At 60.7% G+C, this 17,066-nt stretch carries 15 protein-coding genes; 10 read left to right on the forward strand and 5 right to left on the reverse strand.

All coding sequences use genetic code 11. The features are described from left to right. The first annotated feature begins 60 nt into the window (after nt 1–60). Complete coding sequence (locus ACEN8E_RS00340; RefSeq protein WP_495590979.1) at nt 61–309, forward strand: helix-turn-helix domain-containing protein; 249 nt, start codon at nt 61–63, stop codon at nt 307–309. Beyond that, nucleotides 302–1,528, forward strand: coding sequence for a type II toxin-antitoxin system HipA family toxin (locus tag ACEN8E_RS00345; protein ID WP_495590980.1), 1,227 nt, complete (start codon nt 302–304; stop codon nt 1,526–1,528). Before ACEN8E_RS00340 ends, ACEN8E_RS00345 begins: the two co-directional genes overlap by 8 nt. Here the strand turns inward: ACEN8E_RS00345 and ACEN8E_RS00350 are convergent, their stop codons facing one another. After that, on the reverse strand, nt 1,529–2,533 hold the full coding sequence (locus tag ACEN8E_RS00350; RefSeq protein ID WP_495590981.1) for an AraC family transcriptional regulator: 1,005 nt from the start codon (nt 2,531–2,533) through the stop codon (nt 1,529–1,531). 100 nt (nt 2,534–2,633) lie between these two features. Here ACEN8E_RS00350 and ACEN8E_RS00355 point away from each other — a divergent pair, with 100 nt between their 5' ends. Continuing rightward, nucleotides 2,634–3,707, forward strand: coding sequence for a fatty acid desaturase (locus ACEN8E_RS00355; RefSeq protein ID WP_495590982.1), 1,074 nt, complete (start codon nt 2,634–2,636; stop codon nt 3,705–3,707). 102 nt (nt 3,708–3,809) lie between these two features. On the opposite strand, the gene ACEN8E_RS00360 is transcribed toward ACEN8E_RS00355, so the two are convergent. The 3 genes from ACEN8E_RS00360 to ACEN8E_RS00370 are packed head-to-tail and all read right to left on the reverse strand — an operon-like array spanning nt 3,810 to nt 7,846. Next, complete coding sequence (locus ACEN8E_RS00360; RefSeq protein WP_495590983.1) at nt 3,810–5,420, reverse strand: arylsulfatase; 1,611 nt, start codon at nt 5,418–5,420, stop codon at nt 3,810–3,812. A gap of 15 nt (nt 5,421–5,435) precedes the next feature. Then, on the reverse strand, nt 5,436–6,251 hold the full coding sequence (locus ACEN8E_RS00365) for an ABC transporter ATP-binding protein (protein ID WP_495590984.1): 816 nt from the start codon (nt 6,249–6,251) through the stop codon (nt 5,436–5,438). After that, nucleotides 6,248–7,846 (reverse strand): ABC transporter permease, encoded by a 1,599-nt coding sequence (locus ACEN8E_RS00370; RefSeq protein ID WP_495590985.1) that lies wholly within the window; start codon nt 7,844–7,846, stop codon nt 6,248–6,250. The genes ACEN8E_RS00365 and ACEN8E_RS00370 overlap by 4 nt, the downstream gene beginning before the upstream one ends. Nucleotides 7,847–8,250: 404 nt before the next feature. Here ACEN8E_RS00370 and ACEN8E_RS00375 point away from each other — a divergent pair, with 404 nt between their 5' ends. Beyond that, nucleotides 8,251–9,264 (forward strand): ABC transporter substrate-binding protein, encoded by a 1,014-nt coding sequence (locus tag ACEN8E_RS00375; protein ID WP_495590986.1) that lies wholly within the window; start codon nt 8,251–8,253, stop codon nt 9,262–9,264. Between the two features lie 121 nt (nt 9,265–9,385). Here the strand turns inward: ACEN8E_RS00375 and ACEN8E_RS00380 are convergent, their stop codons facing one another. Beyond that, on the reverse strand, nt 9,386–10,306 hold the full coding sequence (locus ACEN8E_RS00380; protein ID WP_495590987.1) for a LysR family transcriptional regulator: 921 nt from the start codon (nt 10,304–10,306) through the stop codon (nt 9,386–9,388). A gap of 183 nt (nt 10,307–10,489) precedes the next feature. Here ACEN8E_RS00380 and ACEN8E_RS00385 point away from each other — a divergent pair, with 183 nt between their 5' ends. The 6 genes from ACEN8E_RS00385 (at nt 10,490) to ACEN8E_RS00410 (ending at nt 17,015) form a co-directional block, all read left to right on the forward strand. Next, on the forward strand, nt 10,490–11,410 hold the full coding sequence (locus ACEN8E_RS00385) for a TauD/TfdA dioxygenase family protein (RefSeq protein ID WP_495590988.1): 921 nt from the start codon (nt 10,490–10,492) through the stop codon (nt 11,408–11,410). Between the two features lie 133 nt (nt 11,411–11,543). Beyond that, nucleotides 11,544–13,904 carry a TonB-dependent receptor gene (locus tag ACEN8E_RS00390; protein WP_495590989.1) on the forward strand — a complete coding sequence of 787 codons (2,361 nt, stop codon included), beginning with the start codon at nt 11,544–11,546 and terminating at the stop codon, nt 13,902–13,904. Nucleotides 13,905–14,165: 261 nt separating this feature from the next. After that, nucleotides 14,166–14,975 carry an energy transducer TonB gene (locus tag ACEN8E_RS00395; protein WP_495590990.1) on the forward strand — a complete coding sequence of 270 codons (810 nt, stop codon included), beginning with the start codon at nt 14,166–14,168 and terminating at the stop codon, nt 14,973–14,975. A gap of 44 nt (nt 14,976–15,019) precedes the next feature. Continuing rightward, entirely contained in the window at nt 15,020–15,745 is a 726-nt protein-coding gene (locus ACEN8E_RS00400; RefSeq protein WP_495590991.1) for a MotA/TolQ/ExbB proton channel family protein, read from the forward strand. A gap of 1 nt (nt 15,746) precedes the next feature. Continuing rightward, nucleotides 15,747–16,148: an ExbD/TolR family protein gene (locus tag ACEN8E_RS00405; protein WP_007972930.1), complete on the forward strand. Its 402-nt coding sequence runs from the start codon at nt 15,747–15,749 to the stop codon at nt 16,146–16,148. A gap of 285 nt (nt 16,149–16,433) precedes the next feature. Further along, complete coding sequence (locus tag ACEN8E_RS00410) at nt 16,434–17,015, forward strand: alpha/beta hydrolase (protein WP_007972928.1); 582 nt, start codon at nt 16,434–16,436, stop codon at nt 17,013–17,015. Nucleotides 17,016–17,066: the final 51 nt, after the last annotated feature.

The raw sequence follows: 17,066 nt of genomic DNA on the forward strand, positions 1-17,066 counted from the left end.
ATACAATGCATAACCGTTAATTTAATACGATATGCACTGTATATAATGCATGGTGGTGAAATGGAAAACCTTGGCGAGCTGATCCGAATCTTGCGCAAGGAGAGAAAACTCTCCCAGCAAGCTTTGGCACAGAAGTACGGAATGAGTCGTGCGACGATCTCCGGTATCGAAAACAACACCATCTCTGAAATTGGTCTGCGCAAGGTTGAGGCGATCCTAAACGGGTTTGGTTATGAGCTGACCGCCGTGCCGCGTCAATCGAAGCGGCCGACGCTGGACACCCTCAAAAAGGTGGATTTCCATGGATGAGTTGCAGGTTCGACTGGCTATCAGCGTTTCCAACAGCGCAGTCGGAACTCTCGGTCGTGGCGAGTCTCCCATCGATACCGTATTTGCCTACGCCGAAAACGCGGCTGAACAAAACGCCGTCTCGTTGACCATGCCGGTGCGCCTTGAGAGTTACGTGTGGGAACCAGGTGTTCCACCGGTTTTTGAAATGAATTTGCCAGAGGGAGCCTTGCGCGATGAATTGACTCGTCGTTTCAGCAAGGCTGTGCGAGGGTTTGACGATTTCTCGATGCTTGCCATCGTTGGCCCGCACCAGCTCGGAAGAGTCGGCATTTCAAAGCCGCAGGATCCCCGTGATCAGCCACCTGAAACCAGCCTGGCGGACCTTCTTGTGCATGACGGTGCGCAAGGTCTGTTCGAAGACCTCTTGCAGACCTATGGCCAGTATTCGGGCGTTTCTGGTGTGCAGCCGAAAGTGCTGGTGCGGGACAGTGCGTCCTCCGTCGATCGGCTGTCCCATCGGGGGGCAACGCACTTGGTCAAAGCCTTTCGCCCGGAGCAATACCCGGAGCTCGCTGCCAATGAATACTTCTGCATGCGGGCGGCATTGCATTCGGGTCTTGAGGTGCCAAAGTTCGAGCTCAGTGAGCACGGCAAGTTTTTGATCGTTGAACGTTTCGACCTGAATGAAAAAGGTTACCTGGGGTTCGAGGACTTCTGCGTGCTCAATGCGTGGCCATCAAAAGCAAAATACGATGGTTCTTACGAAGGTGCGGCCAAGCAGATCAAGGCGTTTGTTTCTCCGCCTTTGCTCAATCAGGCACTGGAGTCGTTCTTCAAAATCGTCGCGCTGTCATCGGGTTTGAAAAATGGCGACGCGCACCTCAAGAATTTTGGCGTCCTGTACGAAGACTGTGGTGCCGATGCGCCAATAAAGCTGGCACCTGCCTACGACATCATCACCACGTCGGTCTACATCAAGACCGATAGCATGGCGTTGTTACTGGGCGGTTCGAAGGCATGGCCCAAGTACAAGATGCTGATGCGATTTGGCCGTTCCGCCTGCAATTTGACCGAGGGGCGCTGCAACGAATTGCTGCAGCAAGTCATCCATGGGATGGCAATGGCGATGGGTGAGATGGGCCAACACATTCAGGCAAACAGTGCCTTTGCCGAGGTTGGTGGGGTGATGCTGGAGCAGTGGAACGAGGGCATGGCACGCAGCCTGGTCAAAGGCTAATCACCGCAACCCATCCCGAAACTGCCCCGGTGTCATCCCCGTCCAGCGCTTGAACGCGCGACTGAAGCTGCTGGTGTCGGCAAACCCGAGCAGGTAACTGATTTCGCTCAGCGAGACTTGAGGGTCACGCAGGTGCAGCAACGCGAGGTTTTCGCGGCTTTCGTTGAGCAGCGTATCGAAACGGCAGCCTTCATCCGCCAGGTGCCGTTGCAGGCTGCGCAGGCTCAGGTGCAGGGCCTTGGCGATATGCTCGGCGCTGGGTTCGCCCTCGGGCAGTTGTTCTTCGATGGCGTCGCGGACCTTGCGCTCCCACGTCAGCGGCTTGAGTTGCGCCAGGGTTCGCTTGAGCACGGTTTCATTGTGTTCGGCCAGCTCCGGGTTGGCGTCATCCAGGTGGCTGTCGAAGTCGATGAGGGAGAATTCCAGTCGATCTTCTTCGGCACCGAAGTGCACGGGCGAGCGAAAGACTTTATGCCATTGGTGCGAGTCTGCCGGTTCCGGACGGCGCAGGTAGGTCGCCAGCGGCGCGTATTCGCGGCCCAGGCGATTGCGGCAGGTGCGCACGTAGATCGCCATGAACGCATCGATGGCTTCGAAGGCCGGGGCCGGGTTGCCGGAAGGGATTTTCAGGCGGAAATGGTAGCGATCCTCAGCGCGGGTCAGTTCCAGTTCCAGGGCATCGCTGACCACCTGGTGATAACGCACGATGCGCTCGAACACCTCCCGCAAACTGCCACTGGCCACCAGCGCATAACCCAGCGCATGGAAGGTGGTCGGGCTGACGAAGCGCGAAACCCGCAAGCCGATCGCCGGGTCGCCGCTGACCTGTACCGCCAACGCCCACAGCTGCGTGGTGCCGGACAGCGGGTATCGGGCGTTCGGGTCGTCCATCAACTGTGGATCGAGCCCGGCTTGATGGCACAGCGCGGTGCTGTCGATGCCCAGGGCATCGAGTTGCTTGCACAAGGCGCGGGTCCAGCTGGCGAGAGAGGTCGGTTCGGTCATGCTGATTGGCGCTTCCAGTCAACAGGTTGGCGTTCTCGGCTACCGCGTTGCGAAGGTACGCAAGGCAGGATGCAACCATCAATAACCAGAGGATGGAAGCATGGACCGTACTTCTGCAAGCCCCCAACGACTGAATGCAGCACAACGATCAGCCCATATCCGTGAAGTGGTGCTGGCCAGGGGCGTCGAATTGCGCGCGCAGTACCCGATTCTCAAGCATCAGGACGCCCTCGGCGCTGGCATTCTCGCCTTCGCCCTGGCCGGTATGATCGGTTCGGCCGCGCTCTACCTGACCGGGCACATGGCCTGGTGGGCGTGCCTGCTGCTCAACGCTTTTTTTGCCTCGCTGACTCACGAGCTGGAACACGACCTGATCCACAGCATGTACTTTCGCAAGCAGAAGGTGCCGCACAACCTGATGATGGGCCTGGTGTGGCTGGCGCGGCCGAGCACCATCAACCCGTGGATTCGCCGCCACCTGCACCTCAATCACCACAAGGTCTCCGGCTCCGAAACCGACATGGAGGAACGCGCCATCACCAACGGCGAGCCATGGGGTTTCGCACGGTTGCTGATGATTGGCGACAACATCATGTCGTCATTGATCCGCATGCTGCGGGCCAAGAGCTGGGCCATGAAATTCAGCATCCTCCAGCGCACGCTGAAGGTCTATGCGCCGCTGGCATTGATGCATTGGGGCGCGTGGTACGTGTTTCTCGGTTTCCACGCAGCCAATGGCGTGGCGCATCTGATGGGCGCACCGATCGAGTGGTCGGCGACGACGTTGTCGGTGATGCAGGTGATCGACATCGCGGCAGTGGTGATCATCGGCCCGAACGTGTTGCGCACGTTCTGCCTGCATTTCATCAGCTCGAACATGCATTACTACGGTGACATCGAGCCGGGCAACGTGATGCAGCAGTGCCAGGTGCTGAACGCACGGTGGCTGTGGCCGCTGCAGGCGTTCTGCTTCAACTTCGGCAGCAGCCACGGGATCCATCACTTTGTGGTGAAGGAACCGTTCTACATTCGGCAGCTCACCGTGCCGGTGGGGCACAAGGTGATGCGCGAGATGGGCGTGCGGTTCAATGATTTCGGTACGTTTGCACGGGCCAACCGGTTTGAGCGCAAGGATGAAGTGGCTGCGGACAAGGTGCGTACGGCTCGGGCTTGAGGGCTGTTTGCAAGGGCCTCTTCGCGAGCAAGCCCGCTCCCACAGGATTTGCACAACCCTGTGGGAGCGAGCTTACTCGCGATGGGGCCGGATCAGGCGATATCAATCCGGCTGAAACGGTGACTCACTCAAGATCACCCCGGTCTCATCCACATACCGCTGCCAATGCTCGATCAAGGCACTGAGCTTTTGCGGCTGGCTCGACGCCAGGTCATGAATCTCCCCCGGATCATTGCCCAGGTCATACAGCTGCCAGGTCGCCGGCCCCACCGGTCCCGGGATGTACACCGCCTTCCATTGCCCTTGTCGAATCGCCCGCCGACCGAACAATTCCCACCCGGTGACGGTGTGCTCGTCATGCACTTGCGCGGTCTCGCCCGACAGAAACCCGAGCCACGACTTCCCACGAACTTCTGCCACGGGTTTGCCGCGCCACTGCTTACCCGGATGACGCACGCCGGCCAGGTCGAGAATGGTCGGTGTGATGTCCATCACGGTGCCGAAACCGTGGCTGATCTGGCCCTTGAGCGGCAGCTGCGGGTAATGCACCAGCGCCGGCACACGAATCCCGCCTTCGGTGGTGAAGGCCTTGAACAGGCGTGACGGCGCGGTCGCTACTTGCGCCCAGTTCGGCCCGTACCAGACATAGGAATTGGCGCGGCCAATGTTGTCCAGGCTGTTGTCGTAATGCTGGTTGAGATAGGTCAGCAGCTGCGGGCCGAATTTCGGGAACGCCTCCAGCAATGCCCCTTCGGCGCCGTTATCGGACATGAACAGGATGAACGTGTTGTCCAGTTGCCCTTGCTGGCGCAGGTAGTCGACGACGCGGCCGATGTTCCAGTCCATGCGCTCGACCATTGCCGCATAAACCTCCATGGCGCGAGCGGAGATCTGCCGTTGTTCGTCGCTCAAGGCATCCCACTGTGCACTCAGCTGGATCAGCGGATGGGGTTCGACATCGGCCTCGATCAGCCCCAGTTTCTTGAGTTTTTCCAGGCGCTCGAGTCGCAGCACTTCAGGGCCGGCGTCATAGCGCCCGCGGTATTTTTCCACCACATCGGCCGGCGCCTGCAATGGCCAGTGAGGTGCGGAAAATGGCAGGTAAGCGAAGAACGGCCGGGTCTGGTCACGCTCCTTGAGGTATTGCAGCAGCTTGTCGCCAAAGGCATCGGAAGAATAAAAATCCTTCGGCAGTTCGTCGATGAATTGGTCGTCCTCGATGTACAGCGCCGGCGTCGATTTCAGCAGCCGTGGCGTCGTTTCATCGTAGGTCGGCTCGAAGCCGTAATGGTTGGCCGCGCCGGGCAACAGTGAAAACGAACGCTCGAAACCCCGGGCGTAGGGCGCCAGTTCTGCGGTCAGGCCCAGGTGCCATTTGCCGCTCATCAACGTTTGGTAACCGGCCTCGCGCAGCAGCTCGGGCAGGGCGACCACGCGGTCGTTCAAGTGCCCTTCGTAACCCGGTTTACCGATCAGGTCCGGGGTCAGGGCTTCAGCCATGGTCCCGATGCCGGCGATGTGATGATCGGTACCGGTCAGCAGCATCGAACGGGTCGGCGAGCAGGTCGGTGCGGTGTGAAAGTCGGTCAGGCGCAGGCCATTGTTGGCCAGCACGTCGAGGTTCGGCGTGTTGATTTCGCCACCGAAGGCGCCGAGGTCGGAGAAGCCGAGGTCATCGGCCAGGATCACCAGAAAGTTGGGGCGTTGCGGCATCAGGAATTTCCTTTCTCAGTAGGCAATGAAGGACAGCGGCAGATCGCGGACCTGCACCGGCACCGGGGGCTGGTAGTGATCGTCACTGGTGAGCTCGTGAAGCAGTTCTTCGCGCAATTGGTGGAAGTCGAAGCTGCTGCGCTGGCGCGGATGGGGCAGGGCAATGTCGACCACTTGCTTGATCCGCCCCGGACGCGGCTCCATCACCACCACGCGGTCGGCAAGGAAGATCGCTTCCTCGACATCGTGGGTGACCAGCACGGTGGTGATTTTTGCCCGCGCGCGGATCGCCAGCAGTTCGTCCTGCATCTGCTGGCGGGTCAGCGCATCGAGGGCGCCAAAGGGCTCGTCCAGCAGCAGGATCCGTGGGCTGGCCACCAGGCCGCGAGCAATGGCCACGCGCTGCGCCATGCCGCCGGAGAGTTGGTGCGGATAGGCGCGGGCGAAGTCGCCCAGGCCCACCAGTTCGATGAAATCATGGATGCGCTTTTGCTTTTGCGCCGCGCTCAATGGCTCGTTGACCAGGCCCAGGCCGATGTTGTCGGCCACGCTCAGCCACGGGAACAAGCGGTGCTCCTGGAAGACGATGCCGCGCTCGCCGCCGATGCCCGTGACGGCTTTGCCATCCACGCTGATCTGCCCGCGAAAGTGCGTATCGAGGCCCACCAGCAGCCGCAGCAACGTGGATTTGCCGCAACCGCTGGAGCCGACGATGGCGACGAACTCGCCCTCGGCGATGTCCAGGTTGAATTCGCGAATGGCCTCCAGTTCGAAGCCGTCGACGTCGAAGGTTTTGCCCACGTGATTGAAGCTGACAATGGGTGCGTTCATGCGTGTCTCCAGCGAGTGGCGCGGATTTCCAGGCGTTGGCCAATGAGATTGAGCAGGGCGCCGGTGAGGCCCACCAGCAACATGCCGGCCATGATCAGGTCCATGCGCAGCAGTTGCTGGGCGCCGATCATCTGGCTGCCGATGCCGCCGTTGGACGGCATGAAATATTCGGCGCCGATGGTGCCGAGCCAGGCGTAGATCAGGCTCAGCCTGAGCCCGGCGAAAATCCCCGGCGCGGCGCCCGGCAACACCAGTCGACCGAGGCGCTGGTGCAGGTTCAGGCGCAACACCTGCGCGGCCTCATTCAGTTGCGGCGACAGATGGGCGACGCTGCGTTGGGTGGCGATAAACAGCGGGAAAAATGCGGCAAGGGCAACGAACACCCACTTGGACAATTCACCCAGGCCGAACCACGCAGTGAGCAGCGGCACCCAGGCGAAAATGGCGATCTGGCGCATGGCGGCGAGGGTTGGGCCGAGCAGCCGTTCACTGGTGCGCGACAACCCCAGCAGCAGCCCCAGGGCAAACCCTGCCCCGCCACCGAGCAGCAACCCGCCAAGGGTTCGGCCCAGGCTCAGGCCCATGCCGCCAAGCAGTGTGCCGTCGAGCAAACCACTCCAAGTGGTCTGCAAGACCGCCAAAGGGCTGACCAGAATGTTTGCGTCAACCCACTGCTGATCCGAGGTCAGTTGCCACAACGCCAGAAGCGCCAGCGGCAGCAACCATGGTTGCAGGCGTTGCCAGCCTTGATAACGCGCCCCGCGACGGATTTCGGCGGTGGCGGGGTGCGGCCAGTGCACCAGTTTCCTGTCCAGCAGACCGATGCCGCGATCCATCGTCACGCCGATCAAGCCGATTACCACAATGCACACGAACACGATGTCGAGCATGAACAACTGTCGTGCCCAGACCATCAGGTAACCGATGCCTTCGCTGGACGCGAGCAGTTCGACAGCGAGCAGCGAAGTCCAGCCGGCGGCCAGCGCGAGGCGCACACCAGCCATGAAGGCCGGCAGTGCGGCAGGTAGCACCAGGCGTCGGATCAACAGGTGTCTGGGCAGGCGCAACACGGCGGCAGCTTCACGCAACTTTGGTTGTGCATCGCGCACGCCGACCAGCGTATGCAGGGTCACCGGCACCACGATGGCCTTGATCAGCACCACCAGTTTCAGCACTTCACCGATGCCGAAAAACACCATGAACAAGGGAATCCAGGCCAGGGTCGGGACTTGCGCCAACCCGGCGAAGGTTGGAAACACAAGGCGTTCCAGTCGACGACTGAAACCCAGTGCCGCACCCAGGACAGCGCCTGCGCTGATCCCGGCCAGCAAGCCCCAGAGCAAGCGTTGCAGGCTGATCCACAAGTGGCTCCACAGCTCGCCTTGGGACAGTTCCAGTGTGCTGCCCCAGACCAGGCTCGGCGCCGGCAGGATCTGCTCGCTCATCCAGTGGTTGCGGCTGGCGAGCCACCAGAGGCTGAACAGGAGAGTTGGCAACAACCATGGCAACAGCCGATGGTTCAGGCTCGGCCAGCGCTGCTTGCTTTCAAGCGACGGTGCGGGCAATGGCAGGCTGAGCAGAGAAACACGGGCCATGGGTGACCTCCGTTGTCGGGTTGCAATACAGGCCTGCCTTTTTTGTAGGAGTGAGCCTGCTCGCGATGAGGGCGTGTCAGGCGACTTATGTGCTGGATGACACACCGCTATCGCGAGCAGGCTCGCTCCTACAAGGGTTCAAGGTGTATGCAAAATTGATCTATAAAAATTTATATCAATACTATTGAGAGATAAGCGAGACCATTTAAGGCCTCCATAAGCCGCTACATCCAATGCATTCGAAGAATATTTTCGATGCTGCCAAGGCATACGCCACGGAGAGGTCCACAGGTGTTGGTATAGATCTAAATAATCTAAAAATGTGAATTTATAGTATTTAAGTGTTGGTACTCCTTCAGCCTACTTTCGGCTTCTCAACGCCCGTTGCCCAAGGAGCCGCACCCATGAACCTTCCCTTCAAACGTGTCATCAGTCTGTTCGCCGCACCGGCCCTGGCGGGTTTGCTGGCCTTTACGGCCAACGCCAGTGAGCTCAAGGAAATCCGCATCGCGGTGCCGGACCTGAGTGCCGGTACCCAGCACTCAGGTGGCGGTGTCGTGGACGTACTGCGTGATCAACAGATCTTCGAAAAGGCCTTTGCCGAACAGGGCATCAAGATTCAGTGGAGCTTCTTCAAGGGCGCGGGCCCGGTGATCAACGAGGCGTTCGCCAACGGTCAGGTGGACCTGGCCTACCTCGGCGATCTGGCAGCCATCATCGGCAAGTCCAATGGCCTGGATACGCGGTTGCTCAGCGCCTCGGCGCGCGGGGTCAAGCATTACCTCGGCGTGGTGCCGGGTTCGGGGATCAAGACCCTGCAAGACCTCAAGGGTAAGCGCGTGGCCATCTTCCGTGGCACCGCCAGCCAGCTGTCCTTCGATGCGGCGCTGGCCAGCCAGGGATTGAGCGAGAAAGACGTGAAAGTCATCAACCTCGACTTCAACGCAGCGGTCGCGGCGCTGGCGGCGAAGCAGATCGATGCCTCGTGGGGCGGCTCCGGGCTCACGGCGTTGCAGGCCAAGGGGCTGGCCGAGTTGCCGCTCAATACCAAGGATCTACAGGGTGCTGGCAGTGTGCAGGCGGTGTTGGTGGGCACCGGGAAGTTTGTCGACGAGCACCCGGAGGCGGTCGCCACACTGCTCAAGGCCCAACAGCAAGCGGTGACGTGGCTGACCCAGGAAGGCAACAAGGACGCCTACATTCAGCTGGTGTCGGGGCTGGCGAGTTATCCGGCGGTGATCCTCACGCAGGATCTGAAGGATCAGAAACTGAGCGAAGTGTTCCCCTCGACGCTTGATCCGGTGTTCCTTGGCAAGTTGCAGGATGCGGTGGATCTGGCTTGGCAGCAGAAGCTGATTCGCAAGTCGTTCAAGGTCAGTGATTGGGTGGCGCCGCAGTTGGCGGCTGCCAGGCTCTGAATCTTCAGTGAGCTCACAGGCCTCATCGCGGGCAAGCCCGCTCCCACAGGTTTTTCTGGTGTTCACAAGATTTGTGTTCACTGAAGATCCCTGTGGGAGCTGGCTTGCCAGCGATGAGGCCCTAAACCGCGACGCTGATCTGCTGCCGGTCCACCGCCACCAACGTCTCGATCATCGCCCGCGCCGCCGGTGACAAGCGGAACCCCGTGCGGCTGACGATCCCGCACCGCGCATTCATGCTCTCGATGTTCTGCGGCAGGTTGCGCCAGTGCAGCAGCACCAGCGACCCCTGGGCAACGTCCTCGATAAACGCCTCCTGCGTTCCCACGCCGATGGCATTGGATTGCAGCACCACTTTCACCAGCGCCGGGAAATGTTCGGTCTCGAGGGTGGGCGAAAAGTCCACCCGGCCACTGAGGTTTGCCAGCAGTTTGCGAATGCCTGGCGGAATCTTCGTGGTCGCCAGCGGGTAATCGAACATATCGTTGGTCGACAGGCTCTCCTTGGCCAGCAGCGGATGCCCGGGGCGGCAGAAAAACACGCCGCGCTTGGGCGTCAAAGGCTGGGTCTGGAAATTCGGATCGGACTCGAAATGGCGGATGTCGGCGATGAAGAATTCGATCTCCTCACGGCTCAGGGCGCGGCTGAGTTTTTCCCAGTTATCCACTTCGAAACAGGTGCGCACTTTCGGGTGCGCATTGATGAATTGCGCCACCGCATCCGGTACCAGTTTCACCGCCGGTGCCGGGCCGCACCCAAAGCGCAGCTCACCGGCATCGAGCTTGGTCATCTGCGTCACTTCGCAACTGAGCAACGCCGCGCCCTGCACCAGGCTGCGGGCATGTTGCAGCACCACCAGGCCTTCGGGAGTGGGACGCAAATCCTTGTTGCCACGGTCCACCAGGACGCAGCCGAACTCCTGTTCCAGCCCCTGAATGCTACGGCTGAAGGCAGGCTGGGTAATACCCATGGCCTCGGCTGCGCGCACGAAACTGCGGTGTTCGTCGAGGGCGATGAAGTAACGCAACTGGCGAAGATCCATATGCTTTTCCGGCATCCTAAAAATAGCTCGAAGGCATTTGCGACGAGGGTTGACTGAGGTTTTAAATGCAACCTCTTATTCCGTCAACGAAGCATGTTGATATCTATTAGATCTAAATTGAATATAGATAGAGCAGTGTTTCGCGGCCGGTTCAACCGCAAGCAGTCTGATGAGGGTCTACCCATGAGCAATGCCGCTTTCGCAGTACAACCCACTGTTCACGCGCTTGAAATCCACCCGGTGGCCGGTCGCATCGGTGCCGAAATCCGTGGTGTACAGCTTTCGGGCGAGCTGGATGCCGCCACTGTTGAAGCCATTCAACAGGCGCTGCTGCAATACAAAGTGATCTTCTTCCGTGAGCAGGTCCAACTCGACGATCAGCGCCAGGAGGCGTTCGCTCACCTGCTCGGCGAACCGGTGGCGCACCCGACCGTACCGGTGCGCGAAGGTACGCGTTTTCTGCTGGAACTGGACGGTGCCGAAGGCCAGCGAGCCAGCTCCTGGCACACTGACGTGACCTTCGTCGAGGCCTACCCCAAAGCCTCGATCCTGCGCTCGGTGGTGGCCCCGGCGTTCGGCGGCGACACCCTGTGGGCCAACACCGCCACCGCCTATGACGGGTTGTCGACGGAGCTGCGTGAGCTGGCCGACAAACTGGTCGCCGTACACAGCAACGAATACGACTACGCCGGCACCCGGCCGGACGTCTCGGCCGAGAAACTGGAGCGCTATCGCAAGATCTTCACCTCGACCGTCTACGAGACCGAGCACCCGGTGGTCCGCGTGCACCCGATCAGTGGCGAGAAGAGCCTGTTGCTGGGGCATTTCGTCAAACGCATCAAGGGCTATTCCCAGGCCGATTCGGCGCACCTGTTCGGCTTGCTGCAAAGCCATGTGATACGCCAGGAAAACATCGTGCGCTGGCGCTGGAAGGCGGGCGATGTAGCGATCTGGGACAACCGCTCCACCCAGCATTACGCAGTGGATGACTACGGGACCCAGGACCGGATCGTGCGCCGGGTGACGCTCAAGGGCGAAGTGCCGGTGGGTGTGAATGGGCAGGTCAGTCAGACCGTGAAAGGGCCGGATATCGAAGGCGTCTGAACTGACGCCATCGCGGGCAAGCCCGCTCCCACACTGACCGTGTGAACACTGGAGATCCCTGTGGGAGCGGGCTTGCCCGCGATGGCGGCCTGGCAAGCAATAAAGCATTTCTTTTGATCGGGAACCCCGCCTTATGAGTCCGTTGCACTTCGCTCAAACCTCATCACCCCAACGGCTCAAGCGCCTGCCTCTGGCCCTGTTACTGGCAGGAAGCGCCGGCTGGACCCAAGGCTATGCGGCCGACAGCACCACCCCTGAAACCCCCTCCGCAAAAACCGCCACGGCCGACAATACGCAACTGGAAACCGTGACGGTCACTACGCGCCGCCGCGAAGAAAGCTCGCAGGATGTGCCGACGCCCATGAGTGTGGTCAGTGGCCAGACGCTGGAAATCCAGCGGGTCTATCGCATCCAGGATTTGCAGCAACTGGTGCCCAGCGTCAACGTCGCCTACATGCATGCGCGCCAGTCCAGCGTGTCGATCCGTGGCTTGGGCAACAACCCGGCCAGCGATGGCCTGGAAGGCAGTGTCGGCTTGTACCTCGACAACGTTTACCTCGGCCGGCCGGGCATGGCGGTGTTCGACCTGATGGACATCGAGCAGCTCGAAGTGTTGCGTGGTCCGCAAGGCACCTTGTTCGGCAAGAACACCACCGCCGGCGTGATCAACATCAGCACCCGCGCGCCGACCTTTACCCCTGAGCGCAGCATCGAATCGTCGGTGGGCGAGGACGGTTATTTCCAGACCAAGGGCACGATTTCCGGGCCGCTGAACGACGAGCTGGCCGGACGTTTCTCTGCGTATCGCACACGTAGCGACGGCGACATCAAGAACGAATTCGACGGCCATGACCTCAACGGTGGCTCCCGCGACGGCTTTCGCGCCCAGTTGCTTTTCAAGCCGAACGAAGCGTTCAATCTGCGCTGGATCGGCGACTACAACGAAGAAGACTCCAGCGCCGGCACCCGTGTGCTGTTCAACACCGGGCCGACCATCAATGGCGTCAACCTTTACCAGCGCCGGGCCGATGCGGCGGGCGCGACACTGGTTGACGGCACGCACCGCAAGGTCAACCTGAACAATGACCAGCACGTCACCGTGCATCAGGGCGGCACCTCGGTCGAGGCGAACTGGGCGCTGCCGAGCGACTTCACCCTGACGTCCATCAGCTCCTATCGCTGGTGGAATTTCACCCCGCGCAATGATGATGGCCTGAACGTGTCAGCCTTCTTCAACGCCGGTGTTTCGGTTGAGGACAAGCAGTATTCCCAGGAATTTCGCCTGGCCTCGCCCACCGGCGGATTCTTCGATTACGTGCTCGGCGCCTATTACTTCGGTTCCGACCTGGACAACAAATCCTTCACCTTCAATGGCCCGCAAGCGGACATCTGGAACGGCACCCCCAACGGTGCACTGAACAATGTCGACAGCATCGGCAACGGTCATATCGAAACCAACAGCTTCGCGCTTTTCGCCCAAGGCACCTGGCACCTGACCGAGCGCCTGGATTTCACCGCCGGTCTGCGCGGCACTTATGAAGAGAAAAACGCCCAAGTGACCCGTGATGCACCTGCCGGCGGTGTCGCGGTCACCGGTGCGGCGGCCGCGGCACGACGCGCTCGTGCGGGGGCCTTCGATTCCGGCGATCTGAACCAGTACAGCGCCAGTCCCTCGGGCCTGTTGAACCTCAGCTACCACCTCACCGAAGACCTGCTCACCTATGCCACGTTGTCCCATGGCGAAAAATCCGGTGGGGTCAATCTGGCTGTCGGTACGGCGCTTGTGGCCGGCCCCGATTCGCTGCTGATCGGCACCGAGCGCGCCAACAACGCCGAACTCGGTTTCAAGAGCACCCTGTGGGACCGTCGCCTGCTACTGAATGCCAACGTGTTCTGGACCCAGGTCAACGGCTATCAGACCAACGCGTTCGACGAGGTCAATCGTGTGCAGTTCCTGACCAACGCTGGCTCGGTGCGCTCCCGTGGCGTGGAACTGGAAAGCACCCTGATCCCGTTGCGCGGCCTGACGCTGAACATCAATGGCTCGTACAACGATGTCAGCTACCTCTCGTACAAGGATGCGCCGTGCCCGCCGGAAGTCAGCCTGGCACCAGGCGCTCCGGCATCCTGCGACCTCACCGGGCATCAAGTGGTGGGGGCTTCGAAATGGATCGGCAACGCCAACGGCGAATACAAGTGGAACCTGAGCAACGGCTTCGAGGAGTACGTCACCGCCAGCTATGCGTTCCGCTCCAAAGCGGTGGGCACGGTGGAAGATTCCGACTTCGGCCAGATCCCGAGTTATGCGCTGGTCAACCTGTCCACCGGCCTGCGCGGCGACTTCAACCAGGGGCAGTGGGACGTTTCGTTGTGGCTGAAAAACGCCTTCGACAAAACCTACTACACGACGCTGTGGGCGGCCGCGAATGGCGGTTATGAAGGCCTGCTCGGCACACCACGAACGCTGGGCGTGACCGGTCGATACGACTTCTGACGGCTGAAAAGCATGCCTTGGATGAATATTTTCAATGCAGGCAAGGCATCGGTTTTTCGCCATCGGGCCAGAGCCCTTGAATAGCGGGATCTGGCACTGATCGACGGGTTTCGTATATGTTTTTTTGATCTAAATAAGTCATGAAAAATTACTTTTAAGAACTAAGCGTTCCAGCCAATGATTTCTCCACCGGGATGTCGTCGGGGGGATGTTCACACGACGTTTCGGGTTATCCGCAAAGAGACCGCAGGGAGTGAAGCAATGGGCAATGTCCAGACCGCCGTCAGTGCACATGAAGTGCTGTGGCGCCAGGCACCCGGTGGTGAACTGGTCGACCTCGGTCGACCGCACCGGGTGCCCTTGGGCCAGTTGCGTTTGCAGCGCGCGCCCAAGGGCATCTTGAGTCGACGGGAGACGATCCTGTTCGGAGTGTTGGCGTTGCTGGTGCATGGCGCGGTGATTTACTGGGTCAATCAACAGCCGACCGCAGTGCTGCCTGTCGTGCCGCCGCAGATTCCGCCGATGACCATCGAGTTTTCGCGTCCGGCGCCACCGGTGGTTACGCCTGCGCCACCGCAACCTGTGCAGCCAGTGGTTGAGCCGCCACCGCCGGTGGAAGACGAGCTGGCCGTGAAGCCTCCGCCACCGAAGCCGGTGCCCAAACCCAAGCCTGTTGCCAAACCGGTAGCGAAACCAGCGCCAAAGGCTGTCGAGCAACCACCCGCGTCAGTGAAACCGGCAGCGCCTGTTGCGGCCCCGGCGCCAACTGCACCGCCGGCGCCCGCGCCTGTGACACCGGCCTCAGCCACGGCTGGCTATTTGAAAAACCCGGCGCCGGAATACCCGTCGCTGGCCCAGCGTCGCGGTTGGGAAGGCTCGGTGTTGTTGCGCGTGCATGTGCTGGCCAGCGGCAAGCCCGGCGAGATCCAGATCCAGAAAAGCAGCGGTCGCGATGCGCTGGACGAAGCGGCGCTGAATGCGGTGAAACGCTGGAGTTTCGTGCCAGCCAAGCAAGGCGATGTCGAACAGGACGGCTGGGTCAGCGTGCCCATCGATTTCAAGATTCATTAAACCGAAACCAAATTCGCGCGAAACGTTTACACGAGGAATACACCATGACGTTACTGGCATCTCCACTTGAATCCATCGAAAGCGCGGTGATCTGGCTGCTGGTGGTTTTTTCCGTCGCGACCTGGGGTTTGGCATTGCTCAAGGGCGTGCAGTTCGGTCGCCTCAAGGCACAGGATCGAAAGTTTCATCAACAGTTCTGGGCCGCTTCGAGTCTCGACTCGGCGGCCGAGCTGAGCGAAACCCGGCCCGGAGCGGCAGCCCGGGTTGCGCAGGCTGGTTATGCGGCAATCCAGGTGGGCGAGGCGCCACAGGCGGCGGACCTGAGCCAGGCGATCAATCATCAGGATCGTCTGGAGCGTGCCTTGCGCCAGCAGATCGTGCGCGAGCGCCGGTCGCTGGAAACCGGGTTGGCGGTGCTCGCGAGCATTGGCAGCACCTCGCCGTTCATTGGTTTGTTCGGCACGGTGTGGGGAATCATGGAAGCGTTGAAGGGTATCAGCGCGGCGGGCTCGGCCAGCCTGGAAACGGTCGCCGGGCCGATTGGTGCGGCGCTGGTCGCCACCGGCGTGGGGATCGCCGTCGCGGTGCCGGCGGTGCTGGTTTACAACTATTTTTTGCGCCGTTTGAAACTGACGGCGGCGGACCTGGATGACTTCGCCCATGACTTCTACAGCCTGGCGCAGAAGAGTTCGTTCCGTGTGCTGATCCACCCGACGGCGCACAAGGTGGCAGCCCAGGGCAGCGCGCAGAAAGTGAAGGAGGCGTCCTGATATGGCCTTCTCCACGCAAGACACTGATGAGGTGCTCAGTGAGATCAACGTGACGCCGCTGGTGGATGTGATGCTGGTGCTGCTGGTGGTGTTCATTGTCACGGCACCGCTGCTGACCAACGCGATTCCGATCAACCTGCCCAAGACCGAGGCGGTGGCGCCGGTGGAGCAGAAAGACCCGTTGGTGGTGAGCATCGACGGTGCCGGCAAGCTGTTTATCAACAAGGACGAGATACAGCCGGATCTGCTGGAGTTCAACCTCAAGTCGGCGAAGGCCAAGGACCCCGAGGTGCGCGTGCAGTTGCAGGCGGACGATGGTGTGAATTACGGCGAAGTGGCGCGGGCCATGGCGTCGATCGAGCGGGCCGGGATTACCAAGCTGTCGGTGATTACTGCGCGTTAACGGATTTTCGTTTTCCGGGGCCGTCTCCTTGGCAGGGTGCGGCCCCTTTTTTTGCCTCGATTTTCTCGGAAGCACTGTTCCCTGTGGGAGCGAGCCTGCTCGCGATGGCGGTGGATCAAACGACATCGATGTTGAATGTTCGGGCCCTATCGCGAGCAGGCTCGCTCCTACAGGGGATTTGTTTAATATTCGATATAGGTCTTAATAAATAGCTTCTTATTCCTTAACGGATATATCTCGACTCCCTATACTCGACCGGGAACAGACACGCAGGAGAGCTTCCCCATGCGCAACGAATCAATTCGCTACCTGATTGTGCCGGGCTGGCAAGGATCGCCAGAAGATCATTGGCAAAGCCACTGGCAGAACAGCCTGCCGAACAGCGCACGGGTGGAGCAGGCCGACTGGCTGACGCCACGCCGTGAAGACTGGGTCGCGGCGCTGGCCGAGGCGATTGCCGCCGACAGCACGCCGGTCATCCTGATTGCCCACAGCCTGGGTTGCATCACCGTTGCTCATTGGGCGGCCACCGCGCCTGTGCAGTTTTTGCGTCAGGTGCGCGGTGCCTTGCTGGTCGCACCGGCGGACGTCGAACGCCCGGCGTGCGCGCCGGCCTTGCGCAATTTCGCGCCGATCCCGACGGATCTGCTGCCATTCCCGAGCCAGGTCGTCAGCTCTGACAACGACAGCGCCGTCAGTGCACCGCGAGCCCTGGAGCTGGCGCGCAACTGGGGTGCCGAGGCGGGGATTCTGGCGGGGGCGGGGCATATCAACGTGAAGTCCGGCCACCAGCGCTGGGAGCAGGGTTTTGCCTATCTCTATCGCCTGCAAAACCGCATGGAACACCACGCCCTGCGCCGCGCTTGAACATTTTCCTTATTTAACGCCTCCGTCTCCCGGCGGTTTGGGCGGGAGTCT

The sequence above is a fragment of the Pseudomonas sp. Pseusp9 genome, from assembly GCF_059491265.1.

Bases quoted from the DNA above. Each gene is read 5' to 3' on its own strand.
- ACEN8E_RS00340 (WP_495590979.1), top strand. From the start codon at position 61: ATGGAAAACCTTGGCGAGCTGATCCGAATCTTGCGCAAGGAGAGAAAA.
- ACEN8E_RS00410 (WP_007972928.1), top strand. From the start codon at position 16,434: ATGCGCAACGAATCAATTCGCTACCTGATTGTGCCGGGCTGGCAAGGA.
- ACEN8E_RS00385 (WP_495590988.1), top strand. From the start codon at position 10,490: ATGAGCAATGCCGCTTTCGCAGTACAACCCACTGTTCACGCGCTTGAA.
- ACEN8E_RS00400 (WP_495590991.1), top strand. From the start codon at position 15,020: ATGACGTTACTGGCATCTCCACTTGAATCCATCGAAAGCGCGGTGATC.
- ACEN8E_RS00365 (WP_495590984.1), bottom strand. From the start codon at position 6,251: ATGAACGCACCCATTGTCAGCTTCAATCACGTGGGCAAAACCTTCGAC.
- ACEN8E_RS00390 (WP_495590989.1), top strand. From the start codon at position 11,544: ATGAGTCCGTTGCACTTCGCTCAAACCTCATCACCCCAACGGCTCAAG.
- ACEN8E_RS00380 (WP_495590987.1), bottom strand. From the start codon at position 10,306: ATGGATCTTCGCCAGTTGCGTTACTTCATCGCCCTCGACGAACACCGC.
- ACEN8E_RS00360 (WP_495590983.1), bottom strand. From the start codon at position 5,420: ATGCCGCAACGCCCCAACTTTCTGGTGATCCTGGCCGATGACCTCGGC.
- ACEN8E_RS00375 (WP_495590986.1), top strand. From the start codon at position 8,251: ATGAACCTTCCCTTCAAACGTGTCATCAGTCTGTTCGCCGCACCGGCC.
- ACEN8E_RS00370 (WP_495590985.1), bottom strand. From the start codon at position 7,846: ATGGCCCGTGTTTCTCTGCTCAGCCTGCCATTGCCCGCACCGTCGCTT.
- ACEN8E_RS00345 (WP_495590980.1), top strand. From the start codon at position 302: ATGGATGAGTTGCAGGTTCGACTGGCTATCAGCGTTTCCAACAGCGCA.
- ACEN8E_RS00405 (WP_007972930.1), top strand. From the start codon at position 15,747: ATGGCCTTCTCCACGCAAGACACTGATGAGGTGCTCAGTGAGATCAAC.
- ACEN8E_RS00350 (WP_495590981.1), bottom strand. From the start codon at position 2,533: ATGACCGAACCGACCTCTCTCGCCAGCTGGACCCGCGCCTTGTGCAAG.
- ACEN8E_RS00355 (WP_495590982.1), top strand. From the start codon at position 2,634: ATGGACCGTACTTCTGCAAGCCCCCAACGACTGAATGCAGCACAACGA.
- ACEN8E_RS00395 (WP_495590990.1), top strand. From the start codon at position 14,166: ATGGGCAATGTCCAGACCGCCGTCAGTGCACATGAAGTGCTGTGGCGC.